General features: G+C 71.6%; 21 protein-coding genes. 12 read left to right on the plus strand and 9 right to left on the minus strand.

Features of this window, described 5'->3' with window-relative positions; translation table 11 throughout:
• On the plus strand, positions 1-363 hold a 363-nt coding region (locus ABD912_RS01310; RefSeq protein ID WP_345147894.1), incomplete at its 5' end, for a zinc-binding dehydrogenase.
• Entirely contained in the window at positions 360-989 is a 630-nt protein-coding gene (locus tag ABD912_RS01315; RefSeq protein WP_345147895.1) for an MBL fold metallo-hydrolase, read from the plus strand. The genes ABD912_RS01310 and ABD912_RS01315, both read left to right, overlap by 4 nt.
• A 142-nt stretch (positions 990-1,131) precedes the next feature.
• Here the strand turns inward: ABD912_RS01315 and ABD912_RS01320 are convergent, their stop codons facing one another.
• Entirely contained in the window at positions 1,132-1,464 is a 333-nt protein-coding gene (locus ABD912_RS01320; protein ID WP_345147896.1) for a CU044_2847 family protein, read from the minus strand.
• Positions 1,465-1,712: 248 nt separating this feature from the next.
• Between ABD912_RS01320 and ABD912_RS01325 the strand changes: the two genes are divergently transcribed.
• Together ABD912_RS01325 and ABD912_RS01330 are read left to right on the plus strand one after the other, a co-directional pair.
• Positions 1,713-2,624: a hypothetical protein gene (locus tag ABD912_RS01325; RefSeq protein WP_345147897.1), complete on the plus strand. Its 912-nt coding sequence runs from the start codon at positions 1,713-1,715 to the stop codon at positions 2,622-2,624.
• 409 nt (positions 2,625-3,033) lie between these two features.
• Positions 3,034-3,915 carry a hypothetical protein gene (locus ABD912_RS01330; protein WP_345147898.1) on the plus strand — a complete coding sequence of 294 codons (882 nt, stop codon included), beginning with the start codon at positions 3,034-3,036 and terminating at the stop codon, positions 3,913-3,915.
• Positions 3,916-4,015: 100 nt separating this feature from the next.
• On the opposite strand, the gene ABD912_RS01335 is transcribed toward ABD912_RS01330, so the two are convergent.
• The gene (locus ABD912_RS01335; RefSeq protein ID WP_345147899.1) at positions 4,016-4,762 is read right to left on the minus strand and encodes a lipoate--protein ligase family protein; all 747 of its coding nucleotides are present in this window, start codon (positions 4,760-4,762) and stop codon (positions 4,016-4,018) included.
• 423 nt (positions 4,763-5,185) lie between these two features.
• On the opposite strand from ABD912_RS01335, the gene ABD912_RS01340 reads away from it, so the two are divergent.
• On the plus strand, positions 5,186-7,240 hold the full coding sequence (locus ABD912_RS01340; protein WP_345147900.1) for a hypothetical protein: 2,055 nt from the start codon (positions 5,186-5,188) through the stop codon (positions 7,238-7,240).
• Between the two features lie 47 nt (positions 7,241-7,287).
• Here the strand turns inward: ABD912_RS01340 and ABD912_RS01345 are convergent, their stop codons facing one another.
• The 5 genes from ABD912_RS01345 to ABD912_RS01365 all read right to left on the minus strand — a co-directional run bounded on the left by ABD912_RS01345 (position 7,288) and on the right by ABD912_RS01365 (position 14,527).
• The gene (locus ABD912_RS01345; RefSeq protein ID WP_345147902.1) at positions 7,288-10,155 is read right to left on the minus strand and encodes a peptidoglycan recognition protein family protein; all 2,868 of its coding nucleotides are present in this window, start codon (positions 10,153-10,155) and stop codon (positions 7,288-7,290) included.
• Between the two features lie 74 nt (positions 10,156-10,229).
• Complete coding sequence (locus ABD912_RS01350; protein WP_425548004.1) at positions 10,230-11,063, minus strand: thioesterase family protein; 834 nt, start codon at positions 11,061-11,063, stop codon at positions 10,230-10,232.
• 220 nt (positions 11,064-11,283) lie between these two features.
• Positions 11,284-12,987, minus strand: coding sequence for a DUF5671 domain-containing protein (locus tag ABD912_RS01355; protein WP_345147903.1), 1,704 nt, complete (start codon positions 12,985-12,987; stop codon positions 11,284-11,286).
• A complete protein-coding gene (locus ABD912_RS01360; RefSeq protein ID WP_345147905.1) occupies positions 12,984-13,448 on the minus strand; it encodes a hypothetical protein in 465 nt (154 codons plus the stop codon). The genes ABD912_RS01355 and ABD912_RS01360 overlap by 4 nt, the downstream gene beginning before the upstream one ends.
• A 32-nt stretch (positions 13,449-13,480) precedes the next feature.
• On the minus strand, positions 13,481-14,527 hold the full coding sequence (locus ABD912_RS01365; protein WP_345147906.1) for a CapA family protein: 1,047 nt from the start codon (positions 14,525-14,527) through the stop codon (positions 13,481-13,483).
• A gap of 75 nt (positions 14,528-14,602) precedes the next feature.
• Between ABD912_RS01365 and ABD912_RS01370 the strand changes: the two genes are divergently transcribed.
• The 5 genes from ABD912_RS01370 (at position 14,603) to ABD912_RS01390 (ending at position 20,964) form a co-directional block, all read left to right on the plus strand.
• Positions 14,603-16,171: an FAD-dependent oxidoreductase gene (locus tag ABD912_RS01370; protein WP_345147907.1), complete on the plus strand. Its 1,569-nt coding sequence runs from the start codon at positions 14,603-14,605 to the stop codon at positions 16,169-16,171.
• Positions 16,168-17,070 (plus strand): slipin family protein, encoded by a 903-nt coding sequence (locus ABD912_RS01375; RefSeq protein ID WP_345147908.1) that lies wholly within the window; start codon positions 16,168-16,170, stop codon positions 17,068-17,070. Before ABD912_RS01370 ends, ABD912_RS01375 begins: the two co-directional genes overlap by 4 nt.
• Positions 17,071-17,161: 91 nt before the next feature.
• Positions 17,162-18,130, plus strand: coding sequence for a S1 family peptidase (locus ABD912_RS01380; protein ID WP_345147909.1), 969 nt, complete (start codon positions 17,162-17,164; stop codon positions 18,128-18,130).
• Positions 18,131-18,134: 4 nt separating this feature from the next.
• Positions 18,135-19,376, plus strand: coding sequence for an MFS transporter (locus tag ABD912_RS01385; RefSeq protein WP_345147911.1), 1,242 nt, complete (start codon positions 18,135-18,137; stop codon positions 19,374-19,376).
• Positions 19,377-19,536: 160 nt separating this feature from the next.
• On the plus strand, positions 19,537-20,964 hold the full coding sequence (locus ABD912_RS01390; protein ID WP_345147912.1) for a rhodanese-like domain-containing protein: 1,428 nt from the start codon (positions 19,537-19,539) through the stop codon (positions 20,962-20,964).
• A 6-nt stretch (positions 20,965-20,970) separates the two neighbouring features.
• Here ABD912_RS01390 and ABD912_RS01395 read toward each other — a convergent pair whose 3' ends face one another.
• The gene (locus tag ABD912_RS01395) at positions 20,971-22,251 is read right to left on the minus strand and encodes an MFS transporter (protein WP_345147913.1); all 1,281 of its coding nucleotides are present in this window, start codon (positions 22,249-22,251) and stop codon (positions 20,971-20,973) included.
• 383 nt (positions 22,252-22,634) lie between these two features.
• Positions 22,635-23,294: a TetR/AcrR family transcriptional regulator gene (locus tag ABD912_RS01400; protein ID WP_345147915.1), complete on the minus strand. Its 660-nt coding sequence runs from the start codon at positions 23,292-23,294 to the stop codon at positions 22,635-22,637.
• A 170-nt stretch (positions 23,295-23,464) separates the two neighbouring features.
• Here ABD912_RS01400 and mhpA point away from each other — a divergent pair, with 170 nt between their 5' ends.
• A complete protein-coding gene (gene mhpA, locus ABD912_RS01405; protein WP_345147916.1) occupies positions 23,465-25,177 on the plus strand; it encodes a bifunctional 3-(3-hydroxy-phenyl)propionate/3-hydroxycinnamic acid hydroxylase MhpA in 1,713 nt (570 codons plus the stop codon).
• Between the two features lie 14 nt (positions 25,178-25,191).
• Positions 25,192-26,286, plus strand: a complete 1,095-nt coding sequence (locus ABD912_RS01410; RefSeq protein ID WP_345147918.1) for a maleylacetate reductase — start codon at positions 25,192-25,194, stop codon at positions 26,284-26,286.
• The last annotated feature ends 8 nt before the right edge of the window (positions 26,287-26,294 follow it).

A 26,294-nucleotide genomic window follows, 5' to 3' on the forward strand; every position in this document is an offset into this window, starting at 1 on the left:
GACGTCGTCATCGACGCCGTCGGACGCCCCGAAACCTACAAGCAGGCCTTCTACGCCCGCGACCTCGCCGGCCGGGTCGTCCTCGTCGGCGTGCCCACCCCCGCCATGACCCTGGAGCTGCCGCTGCTGGACGTCTTCGGCCGCGGCGGATCCCTCAAATCCTCCTGGTACGGAGACTGCCTGCCGTCGCGGGACTTCCCCATGCTCGTCGAGCAATACAAGCTCGGCCGCCTGGACCTGGACGCCTTCGTCACCGAACGCATCGGCCTGGCCGACATCGAGGAAGCCTTCCACAAAATGCACGAAGGCAAAGTCCTGCGCTCCGTCGTCGAGATGGGCTCCGTCGGGGAGCTGAAGGCATGACCGCGACCGTCGAAAACCTGGTCACTTCCGGCACCTTCAGCCTCGACGGCGGCACCTGGGACGTGGACAACAACGTCTGGATCATCGGCAACGACACCGAAGTGTTCGTCATCGACCCCGCCCACGACCCCCAAGCCATCGCCGACGCCGTCGGGTCACGCACCGTCAAGGCCGTCCTGCTCACCCACGGACACGACGACCACATCCGCCACGCCCGCGACTTCGCCAACCTGGTCAACGCCCCGGTGTACCTGAACCCGGACGACCAGATCCTCTGGGAAGCCGTGTTCCCCGACACCGAACCCGACGCGCAGATCACCGACGGCGACGTCTTCGAGATCGCCGGCACCGAACTGGTCGCCCTGCACACCCCCGGCCACTCGCCGGGCTCCACCTGCTTCTACGCCGAGTCCCTGGACACGCTCTTCTCCGGCGACACCCTCTTCAACGGCGGCCCCGGCGCCACCGGCCGCTCCTACAGCGACTTCGACACCATCATCGAATCCATCCGCAAGCGCCTCCTGACGCTGCCGAACGACACCGTGGTCCTCACCGGCCACGGGGAAGCGACGACCATCGGCGGCGAAAAGCCGCACCTGGCCGACTGGATCGCCCGCGGCCACTAGCCCGGCACCCCACCTCCCGGACGGACACGTTCCGGGCGGGACGCACGACGGCGGCGGCACCACCCACGGTGCCGCCGCCGTCGTGCGTCCCGCCCGCGGCCGCGATCGACCTTGATGCCTACGGCCCGTCCCTCTTTCCCGCCTACGGCTCTTCGGGCGGGGGCGCTTCGGCCCCGGCCCAGGACATGCGGATCATGAAGTGGCTCTCCGCCGCGTTGCGGGCGATGATTGCCCCGGCCTCGCCGGCCAGCTTCACCCCGAACTGGATTTCCATGTGGTCCGGGGCCAGTTCGCGCAGCGCCTCAAGGGCCGCGGCCGCGGCCGGGCGGATGCCGGCGAGCGCGTCCTCCAGGCGGCGGCCCGCGTTCACGATGCCCTGTTCGTTCCGGGCCGGGTGGTCCACCCCATAGCTGTTGGCCTCGACCTCCACCAGCACGGTACCGGAGCCGACCTCGTATCGGACTACCTCGTTCACCCCACGCTCCCTCCCGCTTGCCGCGACGTCCGGTCCCGGGTGTGGCGGCCGGACCGGGCCCCGGAGGTGCCCATCACCAGTGTAGGGAGGGTCACAGGGGTGGGCCAGCGACTGAATGCCGGGCATCTTCACAGCATTTGTGGATTGATTCACTCATGACCTATTGATAACGAACCCATAACTATGTAGGGTTTTACCGACGACCCCGCCCCGGGTCGGATATAGGGCTTGTTACCGGAAGGACCCTAATGCCCCGCTTCATCCCCGCCGCCGCCTTGGCCCTTGCCCTCGTCGGCGCCTCCGTTGCCGCGCCCGCCGTCCTGCCGGCGAGCGCCCCGGAGGCAACCACCGTGGGCGAGGTCTCGCTGGGCGCCCTTCCGCAGGCCGCGTCCGAAGCCGATGGGATCGAACGGGTGAGCCTGGCGACCGCCACCCCCGCCGCAACGGCGGCGATCAAGGCCAAGTACCAGACCAACGTCTCCGCGACGCTCTACTCCGCCGGCAGCGGAACCAAGAAGCTCGCCACCGTTCCGGCCGACTACACGGTGGCCACCCGGACGGCGAAGAAGAGCAGCGACGGCAAGCGCATCCAGGTCCAGTACAAGTCGAAGACCGGCTGGATCACGCTCTCGAAGGCCTCCAAGGTGTCCCTGTCCACCAAGGTCGGCCAGCTGTCCTGGAAGGCCTCGGCGGCCAAGAACATCTCCAAGTGGTGCTCCGGGGTGCCGATCGACACCAGCGTCAACTACATGAACCAGGCCACCGCGCAGGTCAGCACGACCAACGGCAAGCGCAAGGTCACCGAGAAGATCAACCTGTCCACGAAGACCAACTGGGGAACCGCCCTGAACCCGAACCACCCGATGGCGATCTCCATCCAGTACCACGAGTGCGGGCACATCATGCAGTACCGGGCCTACAACTACGACTTCGCCGGGCTCAAGCGCGCCATGGACAAGGTCTACGGCACCTCGGGCAACACCGCCGGCGGCGTCGAGCACATGGCCGACTGCATCTCCGAGGCCCTGGGCGCCAAGCGCAAGGGCACCGAATCCGCGGGCAACGGCGCCACCCGGACCTGGACCTCCGGCTACGGCGGCAAGTGCACCGCCACGCACCTGGCCGCGGCCAAGAAGATCGTCGCCGGCAAGAGGGTCTAGCGGACCCTACGGCGCGCCCGTTCGGCGCGCCGGCCCGCGCGGGGAGCGCGGGGAGCGCGGGGAAACCAGACGACGCCGGGGCGGGTTGCGCACGCAACCCGCCCCGGCGTCGTTCCGCGCGGAGCGCGCCCGGCGGTGGGCCTGTCCAGCCTCCCCGGCCCTGTGGTACAAGGGACGCGTGGGGGAATCATCCGCGCCACGACTGCGGCACGCGGGCAGTCCTACCGGCATCGCCCCGGATCCGCAACGGGCACCGTACGCAGGGCTCGTCCTGCGGCCCTGTCCGCTGGCCGCCGCCATTGCCCTGGCCGTTGCCCTCGCGTTGTTGGCGGGTCCGCAGCTCCACGCCCCGGCTGCCGCGCCCCGCGCGGCCAGCGCGGTCGCCCACGAGGCGCCCGGAGGTCCCCCCATGGCCACCACGGCGGCCGACGCGGATAACACTGACGGCCCGGAAGAATCCGGCACCCCGGATCCGGCTCCGACCCCCGATACGGTGGAAACCGGCGCAGTGAAGACCAGTGCCGCGGAGACCGGCGTCCCGGATCCTTCCCGGACGGCAGCTCCGACGCCGGCCCTCCCGCAGAAGGATCGGGCCCGGGCCAAGTACCAAACCAATGAGCCGGCCACGCTGTACGCGTCCGCGACCAGCAAGAAGAAGCGCGCCTCGATACCTGCCGATTACACCCTCGCCTCGCCGACCAACAGGATCAGCTCCGACGGCACCCGCGTGCAGGTCCGGTACCGGTCCAAGATCGGATGGGTGCTGCTGTCCAAAACCACCAAGGTGGCACAGTCCACGATGGTGGGAAAGTTGTCCTGGAAGGCCTCGGCGGCCAAGAACGTGGCCGCGTGGTGCGCGGGGGTGAGCATCAGGACCAACATCGTCGGCGACAACTCCGCCCATGTGGACTGGGCGCGGAACGGACCGGAGCGGAAGAAGGCCAGCGAGTGGATCAACCTGGCCACCGTGACCGGCCGGAACAAGGCGCTGGATCCGAACCATCCGATGGCCGTGGCGGTCCAGTACCACGAGTGCGCCCACATCCTGCAGTACCGGACCTACGGATACGACGGGGAGGCACTCAAGGAATCCATGAACCGGGTTTACGGCAAGGGCAACGGCATCGAGCACATGGCCGATTGCATGGCCGACGCCATGGGCGCCAAACGCACCGGTACCGAATACCTCGCCAACGGCTCCTCGCGGATGTGGGTCGCCGGCTACGGCGGGTCCTGCACCAGCGCGCAGCTGGCCGCGGCCCGGAAGCTGATCGCCGGGGAAAAGCCTTAGCCGGGCCCACACCCCCAGCGGGCATCCGGAAAACACCCCAGGTACTGCGGGCGGGTCCTTTCCGGACGCTCCGGCGGAATGGTTCGGCAGAACGGCTCGGCTAGCCGCCGACGACGACCTCCAGCTGGAGGGCGTAGGCCGCAACCAGTGCCCGCTCCAGCGCCTCCACGGTGGTGCCGGGGGCCAGGTCCTCCGCCGCTCCCGCCGTGCTCGGATCGAACGGCAGCCCCAGCGCCGCGTACACGTCGGTGAGGACGCCGCGGATCGGGGCGGAGTCCTCAACCACGAACACCGAGGAGAACAGCCACGCCCCGGCGACCACGCGCTGGGCGGTTCCCACGAGCTTGATGGGGCCAGCCGGCACCGTGCCGGGCCCTTGAAGCGGTATGCCGTGGACGCTGTACTGGCCGGGGCAGTACTCCCCCGGGATCTCACCAACCCCGGCGTCGATGCCGAGGGAGCGCAGCGCCGAGGCATACAGTTCGCCCAGGATGCGGAAGCGGTCCTGGTGTCCCACCATCGCTTCGGCGTCCGGTTCCACATGGTCCACGATCAGCGTCCCGCGGTGGTAGGCGGCGGCCCTCCCGCCGGCCTTGCGCACCACCGGGGCGAACCCGGCGGAAGCGGCGGCCTCGGCGGCGTCGGCGTAGCCGGGCAGGCGCACGTCCCGCTGGCCGAAGGCAAGCGTCGGCTTCGGCCGGTATAGCCGCAGCGTCGGCGGCCTTTCACCCGAGCGCACCTGCCCCAGCAGTTCGATGCCTGCGTGCAGGTCCTCCGCAGGGTCCCCGGACGCCTCGGTCCGCCAGAGGGTCAGCGGGGCATCGGAGGCCGGATTCCACAAACTCATGGGACCCAGTTTATGGGCCGAGGGCCCCGCGCCGAGCGCCAGCGAGGCACGGGAGGCCCGTAAACGTTATGGGCCGAGGGCCCCGCGCCGAGCGCCAGCTGCCGAAACTCCCCAAACGGGATCCGTCGGGACCACTTCCCCACCCCGGGACCCGGAACCCGGTGAACATCCGCGGAAAGTCCCTCGGGAACCGGAAGGAACGGATGGGCATTGGTAGGCTAGCTGGCATACTCGCGCGTCCTGCACCACTCGCAGCAGGCCGCGTTTTTTCGCGCTTTCTTGGGGGAACACATGAAGTCGACGGGAACGTCTCGCCGCCTCCGCGCAACGGCGGGTGGTGGCGCACTGGCGCTCGCCGGGACACTGCTGGCCGGTCCTGCCGGGGCGGCCGTTGTCGGTGATGGGGCTCCGGAACTGCTTTCCGTGCGACTTGTCTCCGATCCGGTGGCCCGGCCGGGCGATACCGTCGTCTTCGAATGGACCGCCCGGGACACCAGCCAGGTCCATGCCTGGGCCAATGTGAAGAGCACCGGCGATGCCATGTGGTACCACCCCATGTACGGCACGTCCGTGGCGGTCCCCGGCGAGGACGGCATCTGGTCCGGAGAGTTTCGGCTGCAGTTCGGCAATGCCGACTGGCCCGCCGGGACGGTGACGCTCAGCGACTTCAGGCTCAGCGACGGGAAGAATTCATCCTACGGATTCAGCTTGCCGGCCGGCACCGACTGGCCTTCCCTCGAGGTCACCGGGACGGAGTTCGGGCTCGGACCGCGCATCGAAGTTCCGGAGCTGATCACCGCCGAGCCCGCGCCGGGGCAGCCCCTGCGCTTCAGGTTCCGGGCCGAGGATATGCAGGGGATCAACTACTTCGACGGCACGTTGCGCGGACCGGGCGGTTTCCAGGCTTCGCTCGGGCCCGCCCATCCCGAAGCCCGCAACGTGGGGGGAAACCTCTGGGAGTGGGAGAGCGAACTTTCCACGGACGCGACCAGCTTTCCGACGGGCACCTACTGGATTTCGCGGCTCCACGTCAGCGAGAAGAGGCCGTACGGCGATTCGTCGACGCTCTGGGCGGAATCCCCGGACGCATCGACCCTGGTGTTTGAGGTAACTGATCCTGCCTACACGGCGCCCATCCCCACGATTTCCGGAACCGCGCAGGTTGGGCACACGCTCACGGTCGAGCCGGGCGAGTGGGGTCCCGGCGAGGTGGCTTTGTCCTACGAGTGGGTGCGGGACCGCAACGCGTCGTCCGCAGCGACCGGCGCGAGCTTCGTTCCCAGCTACCGCACCGTGGCCGACGAACGGCTCTACGTCCGGGTCACCGGCACGTGGCCCGACGGCACCGTGCGCAGCCGGTTGTCCGAGGGCGTGGCCGTCGCAGAGGGCCGGCATGGGGAGCACAAGGTCACGTTCACCGGTACGGCCGCCGTTGAGAACGTGCTGGTCCCTGACGCCGGACCCGGCTGGCCGGAGAACACCTACTTCGACTACGTGTGGATTGCGGACGGCAAACGCGTGGCCGCCAACGCCAGCGATGAACTGCGCCTGGGATACGACCTCTACGGCAAAACGCTCATCCTGGCGGTGTGGGCATCCACCCCTGGGTACCAGCGGGCCTTCTTCGCCAGCGAACCGGTCACGGTTGGCAAAGGCAGCATTGCCCCCTTCGAGTCGTCGTTCCACAACGCGGAGGCCGTTTACGGGTCGCCGCTGCGGATTTCGGCTCCGGACTTCGACCCCGCTTTCACCGCGAAGGGATACGCGTGGTACCGGGACGGCATGGCCATCGCCGGAGCCACCGGGCTGACCTATACGCCGACCGCCCAAGACATTGGCAAGAAGGTGACGGCCCGCGGGACCTTCACCCACCCCGCGTACAACGATGTCACCGTGACCTACTCGGGCGGTCCCGTGTACAAGGCGCTGTGGAATGATCCGACCACCGCACGGATCACAGGCACCGCACGGGTGGGAAGCAAGCTGACGGCAACCAGCGGCCCATGGCCGGCCGGCACCACGCTGACCTACCGCTGGTACGCCGACGGCAAGTTGATCAAGAACGCTGCCGGCAAGGCGCACTCGGGCAAGACGTACACACCCGTGGTCGCCGACTGGGGCAAGACCCTGCTCGTGCGGGTGACACCGTCCAGCGCCACCCATCATGTGGATCTCGTGGGGAGCCCGAACACCAAAACGGTCGGCCCCGGCCTGCTCACCACCAAGGCCCCGACGATCTCCGGAACCGCCAAGGTCGGCACGAAGCTCACAGCCAAGACCACCGGCTGGACGTCGGGGACCACCAAGAGATACCAGTGGTACCGCGACGGCAAGGAAATCCGCAACGCCACCAAATCCAGCTACACGCCCACACGGAGCGACCGCAGCCGCCGGATCACGGTGAAGGTCACCGCCAGCAAGGTCGGCTACGCCACCGCGTCGCGGACTTCCTCGGCAACGGCCAAGGTCTCCCGCTAGGGGCGACCGCCTGGAGGACAGCGGCCGCGGGCCGCCGTCGTAACGGGTCAGCGCGCGGCGATGATCCGGCTGACCTTGGCCGTCTTGGTATCCAGTTTCCTGACCGCGATGGTCCCGGAGAACGTGGACGGCAGCTCCACCGTGTAGCGGACCCTGTCCTTGGCCCGTGCCTTGGTCGAGGACAGGTCGATCGTCCCGACCCGCTTGGAGCCTGCGTAGACGCCGATCCGACCGTAGCCGCTTCCGCGCGCGGCGACGATCTGCACGCTCCGGGCGTCCCGCACCCCGGCCAGTTTGAGCCAGGCGCCCTTGGCCCGGGACCGGTAGGCCTTGTCCGCGAAGAAGTCGGGATCGGCGACCGTCCGCCAGCTGCTGGAGCGCTTCAGGGACTCCATCAGCGGCGTGCGCGTGATGGCGGCGAAGCTGGCCCGCGGGGAGGATCCTCCGAAGCTGCTGACGGCCCGGACGCCGACCCGCACCGTCTCCCCGCTCTTGAAGGAGAGCTTCAAGCTGGTGGCGGTGGTGGTGGCGATCTTGGTCCAAGCGGACGGCATCGCCTGGCCGTGCGCGGCCCGCTTCACCCACACCGTGTACTTCGCGGCGTCCTTCTGCGCCTTCCAGGAAAACGTCGCGGTGGTGGAGAGCAGGAACGGGGAGGTTCCGGAGGAGGGGGCCACCAGGGACGGCTTGGCCGCCGGAGCGATCCGCGTTCCCGGCGGCGCGGCGGCGGCTGCGCGCGGCAGCACCATGCCGGCGACCTTGAGGCCACGGCTGCCGGCCACCAGCGTGACGGTTCCCGCGCTGCCGGAGGGCAGCGTCAGGGTCCTGGTCGCGTAGGCGCGGGAGGCCGGGAAGGAGAGCGTGCCGACCTTGGTGCCGCCCACCTTCACCGCGATGTCGGCCGCGGCCGTGCCGGACAGCGCCGTAACGCTGACGCGGGCGGCCCCCACGGTGCCGGCGACGCTGAGCGTCGCGTTGCGGGCGTCCGCGGTGTAGGCGAGTCCTCCGGGGGCGTCGGGGTCCGCCCCCCGGGTCCAATCCGCGGCCTTCACCTGCGACTTCAGGGAGAGGTTCCGGGTGGTCTGCCCCAGCTTGGTGATGGCGCTGGTGCGGCCGGAGGAGTCGAGGGCCCGCACCCCGTAGACAACGGTCTCCCCCGCTTCCAGGGGCACCTCCGCCGTCGTGCCCGTGGTGGTGCTGCCGGCCTGCCACATGCGCCCGTCGGCGAAGGACTCCCCGTTCAGGGCTCCGCGGTACATGACCTGATAGGCCACGGCCCGGCCCACCGGCTTCCAGTCCAGCCGCACGGTGCCGTTCGCGGTGACGGCGGGCGGGGAGCCGGCCTGGGCGGGGGCCTCGAGCGCGTCCCCGGCCTTGCCGTACCGGGCGGTGGTGGCCTGGATCCGCTCGGCCACGTCCTTGCGGATGGCGCCGAGTTTCGGGTAGAGGTACCGCCCCGGGCAGGCGGTGTAGTTGGTGTCGCGGTGACCCAGGATCACCGGGATCTGCACCTGGGTGCCGTCCTGGGCGCGCGCGGTGGAGGAGCCGACGACGGTGGTGGTCAGCGTGGTCCTGTCCGTGACGTCCAGGTTGTACTGGTAGCCCTTCCAGGCCAGCACCTTGGTCAGCGCGCTCACCGCGGCCGTGGGCGGGGCGGCGATGTCGAAGTTGCCCAGCATCGAGACGCCAATGGTTTCGGCGTTGTACCCTCCGGCCTGCGCGCCGACGGTCAGTTGGGCGAGGGCGCCGCGGCGGCCCTCGTAGATGGTGCCGAAGCGGTCGACCAGGAACTGGTAGCCGATGTCGTCCCACCCCAGCGACTTGGTGTGGTAGTCGTAGATCGCCCGGATCTGCTGGTAGGCCTGGGCCTTGGTGTAGTTGTTGGAGCTGGCCGTGTGGTGCACGTACATGGCCTTCAGCCGCAGGGAGCGGCGGTCCGTGGTGTCGGCCTGGGACTCGTTGGCTCCCCACTGGGCGCGGGTGACGATGGCCGGCCTCAGCGCGGCGCCGTTCACGGAGGCGGGCAGCGATGCGTTCAGGGTGGTGGACGCCGCGGTGGCGGAAGCTGCGGTGGCTGGAGTCAGGTACGACGCCGGCTGGGCGGCCGCCGTCGTCCCGGCCCCCACGATGCCGTCCCCGGCCGGGGCAGCCACGGCGGTTCCCGCAGCGGGGGTGCCGGCCGGGGCGGGCTCGAGGTCGCCGTCGGTGGCGGCGGTCCCGGCCGAGACGAGGCTGATGGACAGGTCCGCCGGGGCGGCGCCGGTGACCGTGAGCACCCGGGCCTGGACGCCGTCGGCGCCGAGGGTCAGGAACGGGTCGGTGCCCACCTTCGCCGCGCCGGATCCCGGCTCGTCGCCGGGGCCGCCGGAGAGCACCTCCAGGCTCGCCCATTCGGACCATTCGCCGTCCTCGCGCACCCGCAGCGCCGCTTCGAGGACCTCGTTGCCCGGCTCGGCGGTCCACGTCAGGCCGGCAGCGGTGAATTCGGACGTGGTGCGCGGGGCGGTGAGGGCCGCCAGCTGCCCGTCGTCGGCCGGATCGGCATCGGGCGCCTGCCCCGCGGCCAGCTCCTGCGGGGCGGCGTCCTTCGGCGCGATCACCGCCGCGGTGTCCTCCGGGACGGCGCCGGTGAGGGGCTGGGCCTCCTCACGGGCCGCCTCGGAGCCGGCCGCCCCTGCGTCGACGCCGGAGACCGGAAGGTCCCGCACCGCTTCGCCGTCGACGGGCGCGGCCTCCTCCGCCGGGGCTTCCTCCACGACCGCCTGGACCCCTTCCAGGGCGGTCGCCTGAGGCGGGGCGGCCCAGGCCGGCACGGCCGGTCCGGGCACGGCAACCAGGGCCGCGGCCAGGGCCGCACTGAGCAGGAGGGTCGGCCAGCGGAACCCGCCCGGGCCCTGGTGGTGGATGCGAGTCATGCCACGCAGTTTACAGATTCAGCCAAGCGTGCCACTACGGTTGGCGAATCATGCGGCCGTGTCGGCATGCCGGGCTAGCTGCCCGGGGTGGGCATGGGCCGCACCGTGAGGATCTGTTCGCTGCGCCCGAACGGGCCCTCGACGTCGTGCAGGACCGCCGAGGTCAGGCCGATGCCGTCGGTCCCGTAGGTCTGCCGGGCAGCCAGCCCCAGCCATTCGCCGACCGGCGCGCGGTGCATGTGGATCTGCAGGTCCACGTTCGGGAACATCCACGACGCCGGCCCCGGCTCCACCCGCGGCGCGACGCCGTTGGCGGTGTCGACCATCCCCATCAGGCGCACCAAATCGGAGGTGGGGGTGCCGTCGACCATGTCGCGTAGCGAGCGCAGCCAGACCACGCCCCGGCCGGGACGGTGGCCCGGCTCCACCCGGAAATCGAGCGACTCGATGAAGCCGCCGGGCCAGGGCGACATGCCTTCCCACTCCGGCAGGTCCTCGGGATGGGCGACGGAGCGGTCCTCGACGGCGGCGACGAGGGCCGAGTCGAGCGTCTTGAGCCGCCAGGCGCGGGCAACGATCGCGGTCCTGCCCTGGCAGACCATCTCCGCCTCGATCAGTTCGATGGTGCGCCCGGGCCGGACCATGCGGGTGTGCACCTCCAGCTCGCCGGCGTGGATGACCCCGTGGATGTCCAGGCTGATGCGGGCCATCCGCAGGTCCGGGCGCGGCTGGAAGAGTTCCAGCTCGTGCGTGAGCAGCCCGGTCGCTGCGGCCATGTGCTGTTCGGCCGGGCTCCAGGCTCCCTGGGTGTGCACCGAGGAGTGGTAGCGCCCCTCGCCGAGCCCCTGGTAGTAGGCGTTGGTCTGGGCGAACCGGGGCTCCTGCCCCTGCTGGACGGTCTTGGTCAATGCGGCGCTCCTTGCAATTCCGGGCCTGACAGGCCGCGGCACCCGGGACCGGGCCGGCGCGGCTCCTTCTTCCACGCCCACTCTAGCCGCGGGCCGGCACGCCGGGTTTCCCGGGGCGAACCCGGCGTGCCGCCCAGTCCAGGCGGCGAGGGACCCGCGCCGAGAGAAGCCAGGCCTGGGAGCCGGCTGGACGCCAGGCGGCGAGGGACCCGATGGGACGCTAGCGGGCCATCGGGATCACTTCGATCCGGTCGCCGGGCCCGGCGAGGACCAGCACCTCGCGCGCCTCCACGCCCGCCAGGGCGCGGGCGAGCGCCTCGGCGCCCGGGCCGGCGTCGGGCCCGGCGCCGTGTAGGGCACCGGCGGGGCTTCCGGCGGTCCGCCACACGGTGACGTCGGCCCCGGTGGCCTCCTCGATGGCACGGGCCAGCGGCCCGGCGTCGGAGCCGGTGACCAGAACGGCCCGGGCAATGGTGCGCGTGGGGGTCGGGGCGGTCCCGGCGAGCACAGCACCGGCGAGCGCAGTGCGGTCCCGGCGCCAGACGGCGAAGTGGTACGCGGCCACCAGGCCGGTGGCGACCAGCAGGCCCAGCGGGGCACGGACCCGGTCCACCAGGCCGGCGCCGGAGGCGTCGCCGAGCAGGAACTCGAAGAGCCGGTAGCCGACCACCAGCAGCGCGACGAGGGCCACGACGGCGCTGACCCCGAACACTGCCACCAGATAGATGCGCCGCCCGGCGGGGTCGGCGGCCGCGGTCGGTTTCCAGGCCAGCCACCAGACGGGGCCGCCGACCAGCAGCGAGGCAAGCCCGCCCAGCAGCAGGGTCCGGGGCTCCTCGCCGGCCAGCGGGGTGGTGGCCAGGGCCAGCGAGGCGTTGATGACGACGCCGATGCCCGAGGCGGCCGCGGCCAGGGCGGCACCGGAGACCACCAGGGTGGCCGCGTTCCTGACGGTGCCGGAGCGCTCCCGCGCGACGCAGTGGTGGTAGCGCCACACCAGCAGGCCGACGGACGCCGCGGCCAGGCCCGCGGGCAGGGGGGACAGCAGGGTGTGGAGGGGGTCGGTGCGGTCGAACGCCAGCCGAAGCAGCACGTACACCACCACCCCGGTCCCGGCCAGGGCTGCGATGGCCGCGGCCATGATGCCGACGACGACCAGGGCGACCTCGGCCAGCCGGGTGCGCAGGCCCCGGGCGCCTTCCCGGAACCAGTGCCACCACCAGATGACCAGGCCGCCGAGGGCCCAGACGCAGGATTCCAGGACGGGAATCCACCAGGGCTGGCCGAAGCCCGTGCGTGCCGCGGCGGTGTCGGTGGCGGCGCCGAACACGCCCTCCAAGGCGCCGGCGGCCGCCCCTGCGCCGAGGATGAGGCCGTAGACCGTCCCGGCGACGGCCGGAACATCCTCCAGGCGCAGCGGACCCTTGGCGGGGTGGCGCCGCATCCAGCGGTGCCACAGCCAAACGGCGGCCCACACCAGGCCGTTGGCCAGCGAGAGCCGCCAGGCCAGCGGCCGCCCGTCGATCAGCGAGGACGCGGTGCCCAGCAGGCTGGAGGCCGCGGCCACCAGCGACACCACGTACATGCCGGAGAGGTAGAGGCCCCAGGCGAGAGCGGAGCGCTCGGCCGGCTCCGCGAGCCGGCGCCACACCGCCCACCACAGGGCCGCGGCCAGCGGGCCCCCGATGAGGGTGAAGGCCAGCGAGCGGGCCAGGCCCGTGGTGTCGCGGCCGGCGAATTCGGTGCCGAGCGCGAAAAGGCGGCCCAGCAGGCCGCCGAGTCCGGCGGCGGCGATGGCGACGAGCGCGAAGAGCAGGACGTAGACGACCAAGCGGCGCACCGTCGGCTGGGTGGAGCCGGCAAGCGGTGCGGGGTCGGTGCGGGCCGTGTTCTTTGGGTCGCCGTTCACCGCGTCGCCGCTCACGGGGTCACCGTGCCGCTGGTGCAGATGGCCAGCTGCCAGGGCGCGGTGTCGATCAGCCACCGCCCATCCACCTTGGCCAGGTCGAAGACGTCGTCGTAGGAGTATTCGGACGGGCCGAAGGGACCGCCGTCCGCGGAGGTGACGAGGGAAACCTTGACGTCCGCGGTGTCCTCGCGGACCGTCGTGGACACCAGGGCGACCCGCAGGTCCTCGGTGGCGGGGTAGTCCGTGCGCTGGCAATTCTTCCGCGCCGCCTCGGTCAGGTAGGTGAGCGCAGTGGCCTCGTCGCCGTCGATGACGGCAACGGCGTAGCGCTGCACGACGCCCTCGGGCGAGGCTTCATCCAGGGGAGCCGGCTCCCCCCGTGCGAAGACCAGCACCAGGGACAGGACCACCAGCGCCGCGACCGCGGCCACGATGGCCACCAGCACGCGGTCCGGCTTTTTCGGTGTTGCGTTCATGGGGCAAGTATCGCCCCAAAAATCCAGTCTGACTACGCGAAAGGCGGGGTTCGCGGGGCATCCGCCGGGGCGCCGGCGTCGTGGGGAACCAGCGGAACCACCAGGCGCCCCAGGTCCTCGCGCCAAGTGCTGGCGGTCCCCAGGTCCGCACAGAGCCGCTGCATGCGCCGGACCATGCGGGCGGCGTCGCCCGGGCCGGCGAGGCGGGCGCTGCAGTCCTCGATGACGGTCGGCACCAGCTGCAGCTCGCCGGCCTGGTGCTGCCGGTTTCCGGGACCCTCCCCGCCGGTGCGCAGCAGGAAGATGAAGGACTCGTCGTTGCGCTCGAGCGGGTCAACGGCGTAGTCGTCCACGAAGTCTCCGGTGCCGTAGAGGATCGGCCGTCCCCGGTGGATTTCGATGCCCCGGGTGATGTGGGGCGAATGGCCGTAGACCACGTCGGCTCCGGCGTCGATGAGCGCATGGGCGAAGGCCCGGTGCGCCGGCGGCGCCGCGGTGCCCCAGTTGCCGCCCCAGTGGGCCGAAACGATGAGCACTCCGGTCCGCTCCCGCAGGTCCCGGACCGCCTCCAGCAGGGCCCGGGCCCGCGCGTCGGCCGGATCGATGGGGACGTGGTGGACGCCGGGAGCGCGGCCGGTGGCCTCCCACCCGGGTTCGTTGTCGGTGAGGGCCACCAGCCCCAGCCGGGTGCCCCGGCATTCCCACAGCGCGGGGCGGCGGGCCGCATCCAGGTCGGCGCCGGCGCCGGCATGCAGGACGCGGTGGGCGTCCAGGGTGCACAGCGTGTCCAGGAGCGCGTCGGCGTCGTAGTCGAGCACGTGGTTGTTGGCCAGCGAGACGGCGTCGAACCCCGCCGCCTCCAGGCAGGCGACATTGCGGGTGTCCGAGCGGAAGTGGAAGGTCTTGCCCGGCCAAGGGATCCCGCGGTCGGACAGGACGCACTCGAGGTTCCCGATCCGCACGTCGGCGCCGGCAAGCACCGGCAGCACGTCGCCCCACGGGTGCCCGGGTCCGGTCCGCCGCAGCCGGTCGTTGACCAGCCGGCCAAGCATGATGTCTCCGACGAAGCAGATCTCCATGCCGCACCCTACCCCTTTCCGCCGGAAAGCGGGCATATTGGAAGCCAGTGCCCCAGACCCTGGAAGGTGCCGACGATGAGCGATCGCCTTGAAGGCAAGCCGGTGTCGCTCTGGGTGGCCACGGCGGCGCCCACCGCCTACCCCATGCTGGACACCGACGTCGAGGTGGACGTGGCCGTGGTCGGCGGCGGCATCGCCGGCCTGACCGCCGCACTGGCCCTCAAGCGCGCCGGGCATACGGTGGCGGTCCTGGAGTCCGCCCGCATCGGCTCCGGCGTCACCGGAAGCACCACCGGCAAGGTCACCTCCCTGCACCGGCTCGTCTATGCCGATCTGGCCGAAAGCCACGACCCCGGAACCGCCCGCGCCTACGGGCAGGCCAACCAGGACGCGATCGAGCACGTCGCGCGCGTCGTGGCGCAGGAGGGCATCGACTGCGGCTTCCGCCGCGTGGCCAACTACACCTATGCACTGACCGATGCCTCCCTGGCGCGCGTCCGCGCCGAGGCGTCCCTGGCGGCCGGCTTCGGCCTTCCCTCGGCCTTCACGGACGAGGTGCCGCTGCCGTTCGCGGTGAAGGGAGCAGTGCGCTTCGACGAGCAGGCGCAGCTGCATGCGCTCAGGTACGTGCAGGGCCTGGCCCGGGCGGTCGACGGCGGCGGCAGCTTTGTGTTCGAGCGCTCCCCGGCCCGGGCCCTGCGCGAGGGCTCGCCCAGCGTGGTCGAGACCTGGAACGGGAGCCTGCGGGCCCGCGAGGTCATCGTGGCCACGAACGTGCCCTTCGGGGACGGGGGCCGGTTCGGGCAGCGGTGCTACCCGCACCGCTCCTACCTGGTCGCCGCACCCACCTCCGCGCCGGACCCGGGGGCCACGTTCATCAGCGTCGACGATCCGCTGCGCTCGATCATGACCGCCACGGTGGACGGCACCCGCTACGTGCTGGCCGGCGGCGAGGGCCACCGCGCCTCGGCCGGCGGCGGCACCGTGGAGCGCTACCGCCGGCTGGCCGATTTTGCCCGCGACAGCCTCCACGCCGGGGAGATCGCCTTCCGGTGGTCCACGCAGGACAGCATGCCCGTCGACGGGTTGCCCTACGCCGGTCCCATCTCCCCCACGGCGCGGCACATCCACGTCATCACCGGCCTGCGCAAGTGGGGCCTGACCAACGGCACCGCCGCGGCCCTGATGCTGACCGGCACGGTCACCGGCACCGCCGGGGCGTGGGCGTCGCTGTTCGACACCAACCGGCCCGGCCCTCCGCCCGGCGCGGCCGAAGCGGCCGGGACGGCCGACGCCGGTTCGGACAGCGCCGGTTCGGGCGCGACGGCGCAGGACGGCCTGGCCCGCCTGGAGGCGCTGGCCCCCGGCGAGGGCACGGTGGTGGCGCAGCAGGACGGGGACACGGCGGTCTACGCCGACGAGGACGGGCGGTTCCTTGCCGTTTCGGCCACCTGCACCCACCAGGGCTGCACGGTGGAGTTCAATCCGGTCGAGGCCACCTGGGACTGCCCCTGCCACGGCTCCCGGTTCGCCACCGACGGCAGCGTCATCCAGGGCCCCGCCGCCGAAAACCTCGCGTCCCGGCCGGCGCCTTCCCCACCTTCAGGGTCCCACGGCCCAGCAGCCGCCGGGAGGACACCATGACGTTCGCCAAGGTTATCGGTGTGGCGCTCATCGTGCTGCTCGCCGTCGTCGTCCTAACGCGGGCGATCCACGTGGTCCAGCAGTACGAGCGCGGCGTGGTGTTCCGGCTGGGCCGGGTGCGGACCGTCAAGGAACCGGGCCTGGTGGCCATCATCCCGGTCATCGACAAGATGACCAAGGTGTCGCTGCGGATCGTCACGCTGCCGATCCAGTCCCAGGGGATCATCACCCGGGACAACGTCAGCGTCGACATTTCCGCCGTCGCCTACTTCCGGGTCAACGACGCCGTGCGGTCCATCGTGGCCATCGAAAACGTCTATGCCGCCATCGACCAGATCGCCCAGACGACCCTGCGCAAGGTGGTCGGCCAGCACACCCTCGACGAGACGCTCTCCGAAACGGACGTCATCAATTCGGACATCCGGCAGATCCTGGATGTCACCACGCTGGACTGGGGCGTGGAGGTCACCCTCGTGGAGCTGAAGGACATCCAGCTTCCCGACAGCATGAAGCGGGCCATGGCCCGCCAGGCGGAAGCCGAACGGGAGAAGCGGGCCAAGATCATCGCCGCCGAGGGCGAATCGCTGGCCGCGTCGGCCCTGGGCGAAGCCTCCGACACGATGATGGCCCATCCTCTGGCGCTGCAACTGCGCAACCTGCAGACGCTGGTGGAACTCGGGGTGGACAAGAATTCCACCGTCATCTTCCCGGCGCCGCTGATGAGCACCATCAGCGAACTGGGAGCCTTCCTGACCCGCGAGGTCGCCGCGGCGGCCAGCCGGCGCCCGGGCAACACCGGGGCCGGCGGCCACGCCTCCGGGGCGGCGGCCGGCCCCGCGGCCACTCCGCAGGCAGGTCCGGAGGGCGGTCCGGACCGGGACGCCAGGGGCCTTGCCTAGCTGTTGCAAACCCAGTGGGGCGGTGCTCTAATCGGCAGTGTCGGCGCCCATCGACCCCGGCCCTCAGCCACCCGTCTGGAAAGGCACGGCGATGGCAATCCCCCCGTTGCCCCGCAGCCGAACCCGCCACGCATCCGGCGCAGCCCTCGGCCTGCTGCTCGCGGTCCTGGGCCTGGTGGCACCCCCGGCGGCCAGCGCCGTCCTTGACCCCGTTGCCTATGACCCCGGCGCGATCGAAAAGTCCGTCGTCCAGCTCTACATCGAATGGAGCGGCGCGGTCGGGTACGACGGCGACCACGGGGAGGTGGTGTGGCTGCAGGAGCCGGTGGCGTACGGCAGCAGCTGCTCCGGCGTCTTCGTGACCGCCTCCGCCCACATCGCCACCGCCGGACACTGCGTGGACAACTCGGACCCGGCCACGATCGGCAACGAACTGGCCGCGGCGTACCTGCGCAGCCAAGGCAACACCGAGGAGCAGGTCGAGCAGAAGATCGGCTACATGTGGTACGACGAGACCACCATCACGCGCACCGTCTACGCGTACCAGAACGAGAGCCTCCAGGGGGCGGTGCTGCCGGCGCGTGGCCTGGTCACCGAGGTGGTGGCCTTCCAGAACCTGGACCAGGGCGACAACGCCCTGCTGCGCGTCACCGGGTTCACGGAACCGACTCCGGCGCTTCCGGTCAGGGCGGGCGCCGCCGCCGTGGGCGACAGGGTCACCGCCATCGGGTTCCCCGCCCTGGTGGGCACCGTCAGCGAAGCCGGCCGCCAGCGCGCCTCCTTCAAGAGCGGCGAGGTCAGTTCCGTCCAAACCTGGTCCAGCGGCGTGGCCTTCGTGGAGATCTCCGCGGCCGTCTCCGCCGGCATGTCCGGCGGCCCGGTGGTGGACGGGAACGGGGAAGTCGTCGGCTGCGTCAGCTTCGGCCCCGGCAACGGCCAGGCCTTCAACTTCGCGACCACGGACCTGGACGGCTTCCTGCTCACCCACGGCGTCGACCCGGCCTCCGCCGAAACGCTGCAGCCCGTCCCGGTCCAGCCCAGGACCGCGACCGCGGGCTGACCCGGTGCCGGCCCCCGCCCTCTCGCCCTGGCGGGTGGTGCTGGGGTTCGGCTTCGTCAGCCTCGCCGTGGACATGGTCTCCGACGGCGGCCGCTCGCTCGCCGGACCGCTGCTGGGGCAGCTGGGCGCCACGGCGCTGCTGGTGGGCCTGGTCACCGGGGCCGGGGAGGCCATCGCCCAGGGCCTGCGGCTGGTCTCGGGCCCGTGGGCCGACCGGACCCGTGCGTACTGGCGCTTCACCCTGGCCGGCTATGCCCTGACCGCCGCCAGCATCCCGCTGCTGGCCCTGTCCCCCTTCGCGGGGGCCGCCGGCCTGTGGCTGGCCAGTTGCCTGATCCTGGCGGACCGCACCGGCAAGGCCGTGCGTTCCCCGGCCAAGACGGTCCTGCTGGCCGACGCGGCGGCCGCCGTTGGCCGCGGGCGCGGCTTCGCGGTCCACAAGTCGCTGGACCAGCTGGGCGCGTTCCTGGGTCCGCTGCTGGCGGCCGGCGTCGTGGCCGCGACGTCGTCCCTTTGGCCGGCACTGGCCGTGCTCGCGGTGCCCGGCGCCGCCGCCGTCGTGCTGCTGCTGTGGCTGCGCCGACGCGTTCCGGACCCCGGTGCGTCCGACGCCGGCGCATCGGGTGCGGGCGCATCCGGCCCGGTCCGCGCGACCCCCTTCGGGACCCCGGAGGACGCACCGGCGCCGGCCGGTGCTCCCCGGCGGCTGCCCGCACCGTTCTACCTGTTCGCGGCCGCCGCGCTGGCCGCCAGCGCCGGACTGGTGACGTTCGGGCTGATTTCCTTCCACCTGACCGAGGCCGGCCTGGTCCCGCTGGCGGCCGTGCCGCTGGTGTACGCGGGGGCCATGGCGGCCGCCGCCCTCGCGGCGCTGGCCAGCGGGGCCGTGTACGACAAGCGCGGCGGCGCCGTCCTGCTGGCCGTGCCGTTCCTGGTGGCGCTGGTGCCGGGCCTGTCGCTGGCGGACCGGCTGCCCCTGGTCCTGGCCGGGGTCGCGGCCTGGGGAGCCGCCGTCGGGATCCTGGACTCGACCGCCAAGGCGCTGGTGGCGGACCTCGTCCCGGCCGGCCGGCGGGGCACCGCATATGGGATCTTCGCCGCCTTCGAGGGCGCTGGCGCGCTCGCCGCAGGGCTGCTGGCCGGGGCCCTCTACGGCGACCGGGCAGCCCTGGCCGGCATCGTCGCCGCCCTCCAGGTGGCCGGTCTGGCCCTGCTGCTGGCCGGGCTCCGGAGCCAGCGCCGGTGACCGGGCGGGGCACACGGTCGGGACGCGCGGTCGGGACGCGCCCCGCCACTGGTGGCATCCCCCTCAGGGTTTCTAAAATGGATACCGGAACGCCTCGCCATCCGGCCGGGGGCCACCCTGCCGGCCGCTCGACGGGCCACAGGGGTTGGGAGGAATCCCCATGATCGTGAAGCAGTTCTACCTCGGCTGCCTCTCCCAGGGCTCGTACCTGATCGGCGACGAGTCCAGCGGCCGGGCCGTTGTGGTGGACCCCCGCCGGGACGTCGGCGAGTACCTGGACGAGGCGAAGGCCTTGGGACTGACCATCGTCGGCGTCATCAACACCCACGTCCATGCGGACTTCATCGCCGGGCACCTCGAGTTGGCCGCGGCCACCGGCGCCTGGATCGGCTATGGCTCGCGCGCCGAAACCGAGTACCCGATCCGCCGCTTCAGCCACGGCGAACGGATTTCCCTGGGTGGGGACGAACCAGGCGTGGATGAACTGGGCAGGAACGGACACGACGGCGTCGAGCTGGAGATCCTGGAGACCCCCGGGCACACGTGGGAGTCGATCTCCGTCGTCGTCCGCGAGCACCCCGGCGACCAGGTGCCCTATGCGGTGCTGACCGGCGACGCCCTCTTCGTGGGGGACGTGGGCCGGCCCGACCTGGTTGCGGCACCGGGCGCCTCCCCGCAAGAGCTGGGCACGGCCCTGTACCACTCGATCCACAACGTGCTGCTGGCGCTGCCTGACCAGACCAGGGTCATGCCGGCGCACGGTGCCGGCTCCTTCTGCGGGAAGGCGCTCTCCGACGAGCTGGTCTCCACGGTCGGTGCCCAGCGCGCCACCAACCCCTCGGTCCAGCCGATGTCCGTGGACGAGTTCATCGAGATGATCACCACCGGCCAGAACGCCGCCCCGGAGTACTTTGCCGAGGACGCGGCCATGAACAGGCACACCCACCCGGTGCTCGGTGCCGGTCCGGAGCCCGGACCGCTGGCCCCGGACCGGCTGCTGGCCGCCGTCGAGGCCGGTGCCCGCATCATCGACACCCGCACCCCGGCGGACTTCGCCGCCGGACACCTGCGCGGATCGCTGAACGTGGGCCTGGACGGCCGCTTCGCCGAGACCGCCGGCATGGTCCTGCACCTGGCGGACCGGGTGGTGCTCGTCGCCGACCCGGGCCGGGAACAGGAGGCCGCCCTGCGCCTGGCCCGCATCGGCATCGACGGGGTCGTCGGCTACCTGGCCGACCCGGCCGCCGCGTTCGCGGCCGACCTGGCGCCGCTGGTGAGGGTCGCGGAGCGCATCAACGCCGAGGAGCTGGAGGCAGCCGCCGCCGCGCGGCACGCCGTCGTGCTCGACGTGCGCAACCCCGGCGAGCGCGAGGCCGGGGCGATCCCGGGCAGCATGCACATCCCGCTGGCCCAGCTGGCCCGCCGGCGCCGCGAGGTGGCCGACGCCCCGGCCGTGATCGTCCACTGCGCCTCCGGCTGGCGCTCTTCCGTGGCCGCCAGCCTGCTGCGCGAGCGTGGCCAGGACAACGTCGCCGACGTCGTGGGCGGCTACGAGGCCTGGGCCAAGCTGCACCAGCCGGCCGGCTGAGTACCGCTAGCGCACGGCGAGAAGGTCCGCGGCGTCCCGCGGGGCACGACCGGTGCGGCGGGCGTGGCTGAAGAAGAGCCCGACGCCGATCAGCAGGCACAGCACCGCCGCGGCGGCGTACAGGGTGAACAGTCCCGCGGGCCCGTGGGAGGCGAACGCCAGGCCGCCGAAGAAGGGGCCAACGAAGGAGCCGGTGAACGCCATCGTGTTGGTGAGCCCCAGAATGGTGCCGCGCGAATGCGGTTCCACGGCACTGGTGGCGGTGGCATTGATGAGGTTCTGGGCCGAGTGCCCGCCGATGCCCATCAGCGCCACGCACACCAGGGCGAATCCCGGCGTGGCGGGTCCCCACAACAGGCCGAGGAGACCCAGGAGCGTCAGGGCCGCGCACAGGAGGGTGATTTTCGCCGGACCGGCCTTGTCGGCGGCCGTTGCGGTGAACCACGAACCGACGACGGCGGCACCGGTCAGGGTGAACGCGAAGACCAGCGCCTGGGTCAGGCCGAAGCCGAGGTTCTTCATGGCCTCGGCCAGCCAGACGTTCAGGCCCAGCCACGTGGCCATGTTGAAGACGGCGGCCAGCGCCACGCAGAGCACGAAGACGTAGCCGCGGTCCCGGAACAGTCCCGTGAACTTGCGCAGGGGCGTCAGCGAGGCGTCGCGGACCTCGGCCGGTTCGCTGATGCGCGAGGAGAGCAGCACCGCAAGGATGACCAGGGTCATGGCGGTGCCCAGCCAGAACATGGAGCGCCATCCCCACAGGGGCATCAGGAACATCCCGAGCAGGGCCGCCAGGGTGCCGCCCAGGGGAACGCCGGCCATCGCAATGGTGATCACCAGGCTTCCGCGCCCTTCCGGGGCGTGGTTCCGCGCCAGCGTCATGGCGGTGGTAAGGGCGGCACCGACCCCGACGCCGGTGAGCAGCCGCGCGGCGCCCAGCAGTTCCGGCGTGGGGGCCAGGGCGGCCAGGGCCGATCCCAGGGCGAAGACCGCCGCGGCGAGCGCCATCACGCGGGGCCGTCCAATGCGGTCGGCCAGCGCCGTACCGCCGAGCACCCCGGCCAGGGCGCCGATGTAGACGATTCCGCCCACGAGCCCGGTGGTCCGCTCGTCGATGCCCAGGGAACGGTCCTCAAGCAGGAGGGGGACGACGGAGCCGAAGACGATCAGGTTGTAGCCCTCCATGAGCGTGACGGTCAGGCACAGCGCGATCACTGCGTTGTTGGCCAGGGTGGGCCTGCCGGGGCCGCGCCGCTGGGCGCGGTCCAGTGGGGGGTTTTGGTTCATGGCTGTTCCTTTTCTGCGGATGGTGGGCTCCGGCGGATCGGAGCGCTTGCGGATGGTTGCGCAAGGGGATGTTGGCGCCTATGGATTCCAGGCCTGCGCGGGTGCCGATGGCGGGGCCCGCGGAGCATCCGGACGGCGGTCGGCCACGGGATACGAGGACCGGGCGGTGCGGAACTCGCCTGTATTGATCAACTCGTCAAAACTGAGTGATTCAGCAATTGTGAGAGATATCTCACTTATTTGCAAGAGCCCGCGCCAAACCCGCAGTGCCGCGGGACGGAACGCCGAACTCGGGGCGGAACGCCGGCCTCCACGGGAAAGCGCCGCGGACGCAAGAAGGCCCCGCACCAAAAGGTGCGGGGCCTGAGGTCGGGCGGCAGGCGCTAGGCGTCGTCGACCGGAAGCGGGGGCAGGGGTCGGGAGGCGACCTCTTGGGCCTCCCCGGCCGGCACGCCCACCATGCAGAGCATCGTTTGGGCGAAGAGCCGGTCGGCCCCGTCCTTCGTCTCGGCGGAGAGCACCAGGTGCAGGGTGGCCAACAGGGACCCGAAGGTGCAGGAGGTCGCGATGTCGATGTCGGGGATGGCGAACCGTCCGGCGTCCACGCCGCGGCGCAGGTCGCGCGCGGCCCGCGGGCCCAGGATCTCGATGAGCTTGGGGTGGGCCACGCCCAGCCGCACCACGAACCACCCCCACAGCGGATCCGTGACCGCCCTCAGGACAAGGTGCCGCAGCGAGGCCGCGAAGACCTCCGCGGCGTCGGGCATGCCGGCGGTCATCCGGTCAAGCGCCGCGCCCATGGACTCGACGGAGGCCTCGGCGACGGCCTCGACGATCTCGTCGCGGGACTGGAAGTAGTTGTAGAAGGTCCCGGCACCCAGGTCGGCCGCGTCGGTGATTTCCGCCAGGCCGACGGCCTCAACCCCCCGCTCCGCCATCAGCCGCTGCGCCGCTTCGACGAGCCGGGCGCGGGTCTGTTCGCGCCGGCGCTGCTGGCGCCCGGCGGGGACCGTGGACGGGGAACCGGAATCTACTGATGGCACGCCAGAAACGCTACGCCAGAGTCGCCGCCGATGCACACCGCGGTGCCGCGATCCCCCGCCGGTTCGCACGAAATGTGCCCTCCCATCAAAACTGAGGGATTGCTCACTATTGAGATTTATGCCACTATTGCTCAACAACATGACCCGCATCACGCGAAAAGGGAACCGGCATGACCTCAGCATTTGAACCCCGCCTCCTCGACGAAAGGCCTCTCCTCGACAGCCCCGCCGTCGGAAGCCTCGCCGTCGAAACCATCCATGGCACGGACTCAGGACCGGGCTCCCCCGGCGGCTTCGACGCCGACGTGGCGATCGTCGGCGGCGGGCCGGTCGGTACCCTCCTCGCCGTCCTGCTCGGCCGCCGCGGCCACCGCGTCACCATCGTCGAAAAGTGGCCCACCTTCTACGAGCAGCCGCGCGCCATCACCTACGACCACGAGATCGCCCGCATCCTGGCCATCCTCGGCATCGACTCGGACAACGACCCCGCCGTCGACTACCACGACGACATCTACTACTGGAAGAACGCCGAGGGCCGCACCCTCCTGGAGGTCGACTGGGCCAGCACCGCGGCCTCCGGCTGGCGCACCCGCTACTGGTTCTCCCAGCCCGCCCTCGAGAAGCGGCTGCGCGGGCTGGCCGCGGAACTGCCCGGCGTCGAGACCCGCTGCGGCTGGCAGGCCACCGGCCTGGAGCAGCACGACGACGGCGTCCTGCTGAGCTGTTCCGTGGCCTCCGCCGACGGCGGCGCCTCCACCGAGACGCTGCGCGCCAGGTACGTGGTGGGAGCCGACGGCGCCAACAGCTTCGTCCGCCAGGCCCTGGGGCTGGGTTTCGAGGACCACGGCTACTTCTTCGACTGGCTGATCCTGGATGTCATCCCGAACGAGCCGATGCCCAGCGATCCCACCCACTGGCAGCTCTGCGACCCGGCCCGTCCCACCACGATCGTCCCGGGCGGCCCGGGCCGGCGTCGCTGGGAGTACATGGTGCTGCCCGGCGAGGACCCGGCGGAGCTTTCCTCCACCGCCTCCGCCTGGAGCCTGCTCGAGCCCTGGGGCCCCACGCCGGAAAACTCCGTGCTGGAGCGCTCCGCGGTCTACCGCTTCCAGGCCCGCTGGGCCTCGGCCTGGCGCAACGGCCGCGGCCTGATCGCCGGCGACGCCGCCCACCTCATGCCGCCGTTCGCCGGCGAGGGCATGTGCGCCGGGCTGCGCGACTCCCTGGCGCTGGCCTGGCGGCTGGACCTGGTGCTCTCCGGCAAGGCGGGCGAGGCCCTGCTTGACTCGTACGGCACCGAACGCGCCGGCCACGTCCAGCACTACATCAACTTCTCCATGGAGCTGGGCAAGATCATCTGCATCACCGACCCGGAAGAAGCCGCCGAACGCGACCGCCGGATGACCGCCGAGCTCGAGGCGTCCGACGGCACCCCCGTCGACACCGACATCGCCTCGCTCGGTCCCGGCCTCTGGATCCACGGCACGGCACACGCCGGCGAGCTGTCCGTGCAGGGCATCGTCGAGGCGAACGGGAGCACCGGACGGTTCGACGACGTCGTGGGCCGCGGCTGGAGCGTCATCGGCCGCGGGGCCAACCCGGCCAGCCTGCTCACCGAGGAACAACGCCGGCTGCTGGAATCGCTCGGCGGGCGCTGCGCCGGGATCGGACCGGCGGGCGCCGGCGACGTCGTCGACCTCGACGGCACCTACGGGGCCTGGTTCGACTCGATCGGCGCCGAATATGCCGTCCTGCGCCCCGACTTCTACGTCGGCGCCACCGCCACAACCCCGGAGGAGCTGCGCGCCCACCTCGACGCGCTCTTCGAGGGCCTTCGGCTCTCCATCCCGGCCACCACCAACACCACCAACACCACCAAGTGAAGGGAAACCACACCATGCTGACGTTTGAACACACCACCCTGGGCCAGCGGGTCCTGTTCGGTTCCGGCAAGGCGGCGGCGAACCTGGCCGCAGAGGTCGCCCGGCTGGGCGCGGGGCGGGTGATGGTGATCGCCTCGGAGTTCGAACTGCCGATGGCGGAGCGGGTGGCCGCGGACATCGACCCGGTCCTGTGGCACACCGACGTCGTCATGCACGTGCCCGTCGAGGTCGCCGAGCGCGCCCGCACCGCGGCCACCGACGCCGGGATCGACCTGATCGTCTGCGTGGGCGGGGGCTCGACGACGGGCCTGGCGAAGGCCATTGCCCTGACCACCGGGATCCCGATCCTCGCGGTCCCGACGACCTACGCCGGGTCCGAGGCCACCAACGTGTGGGGCCTGACCGAGGCCGCCCGCAAAACCACCGGCGTCGACGACCAGGTCCTGCCCGCCACCGTCATCTACGACGCCGGGCTGACCCTCACCCTGCCCGTGGAACTGTCCGTCGCCTCCGGGCTGAACGGTCTGGCCCACTGCGTCGACTCCCTCTGGGGACCGCGCGCGGACCCCATCAACGCCGCCCTGGCCGCCGAGGGCCTCCGCGCCCTGGCCGCCGGGCTGCCGGCCATCGTCGCGGACCCGGCCGGGCCGGAGGGCCGGGAACAGGCGCTCTACGGGGCGTACCTGGCCGCCGTCGCCTTCGCCTCCGCCGGCTCCGGGATGCACCACAAGATCTGCCACGTCCTCGGAGGCACCTTCAACCTGCCCCACGCCCAAACCCACGCCACCGTCCTGCCCTACGTGCTCGCCTTCAACGCCCCGCACGCCCCCCAGGCCGAGGCCCGCATCGCCGCCGCGTTCGGCACCGGCACCGCCCTGCAGGGACTCCAGGACCTGCGCGCCACGCTCGACGCCCCGCGCGCACTGGCCGACTACGGCTTCACCGAAGAGAACATCCCCGAGGCCGTCCGGATCGCCCTGCCCGCCATCCCCGCCACCAACCCCCGCCCCGTCACGGCGGACAACCTCACCGCCCTGCTTGCCGCCGCCCTCACCGGCGCGGACCCCGCCACCCTGACCGAAACGGCCCTTCAAGGAGCCCAGCGATGAACGAGACC

Origin of the sequence: Arthrobacter ginkgonis (assembly GCF_039540195.1) — a bacterium.
Taxonomy (GTDB): domain Bacteria; phylum Actinomycetota; class Actinomycetes; order Actinomycetales; family Micrococcaceae; genus Zafaria; species Zafaria ginkgonis.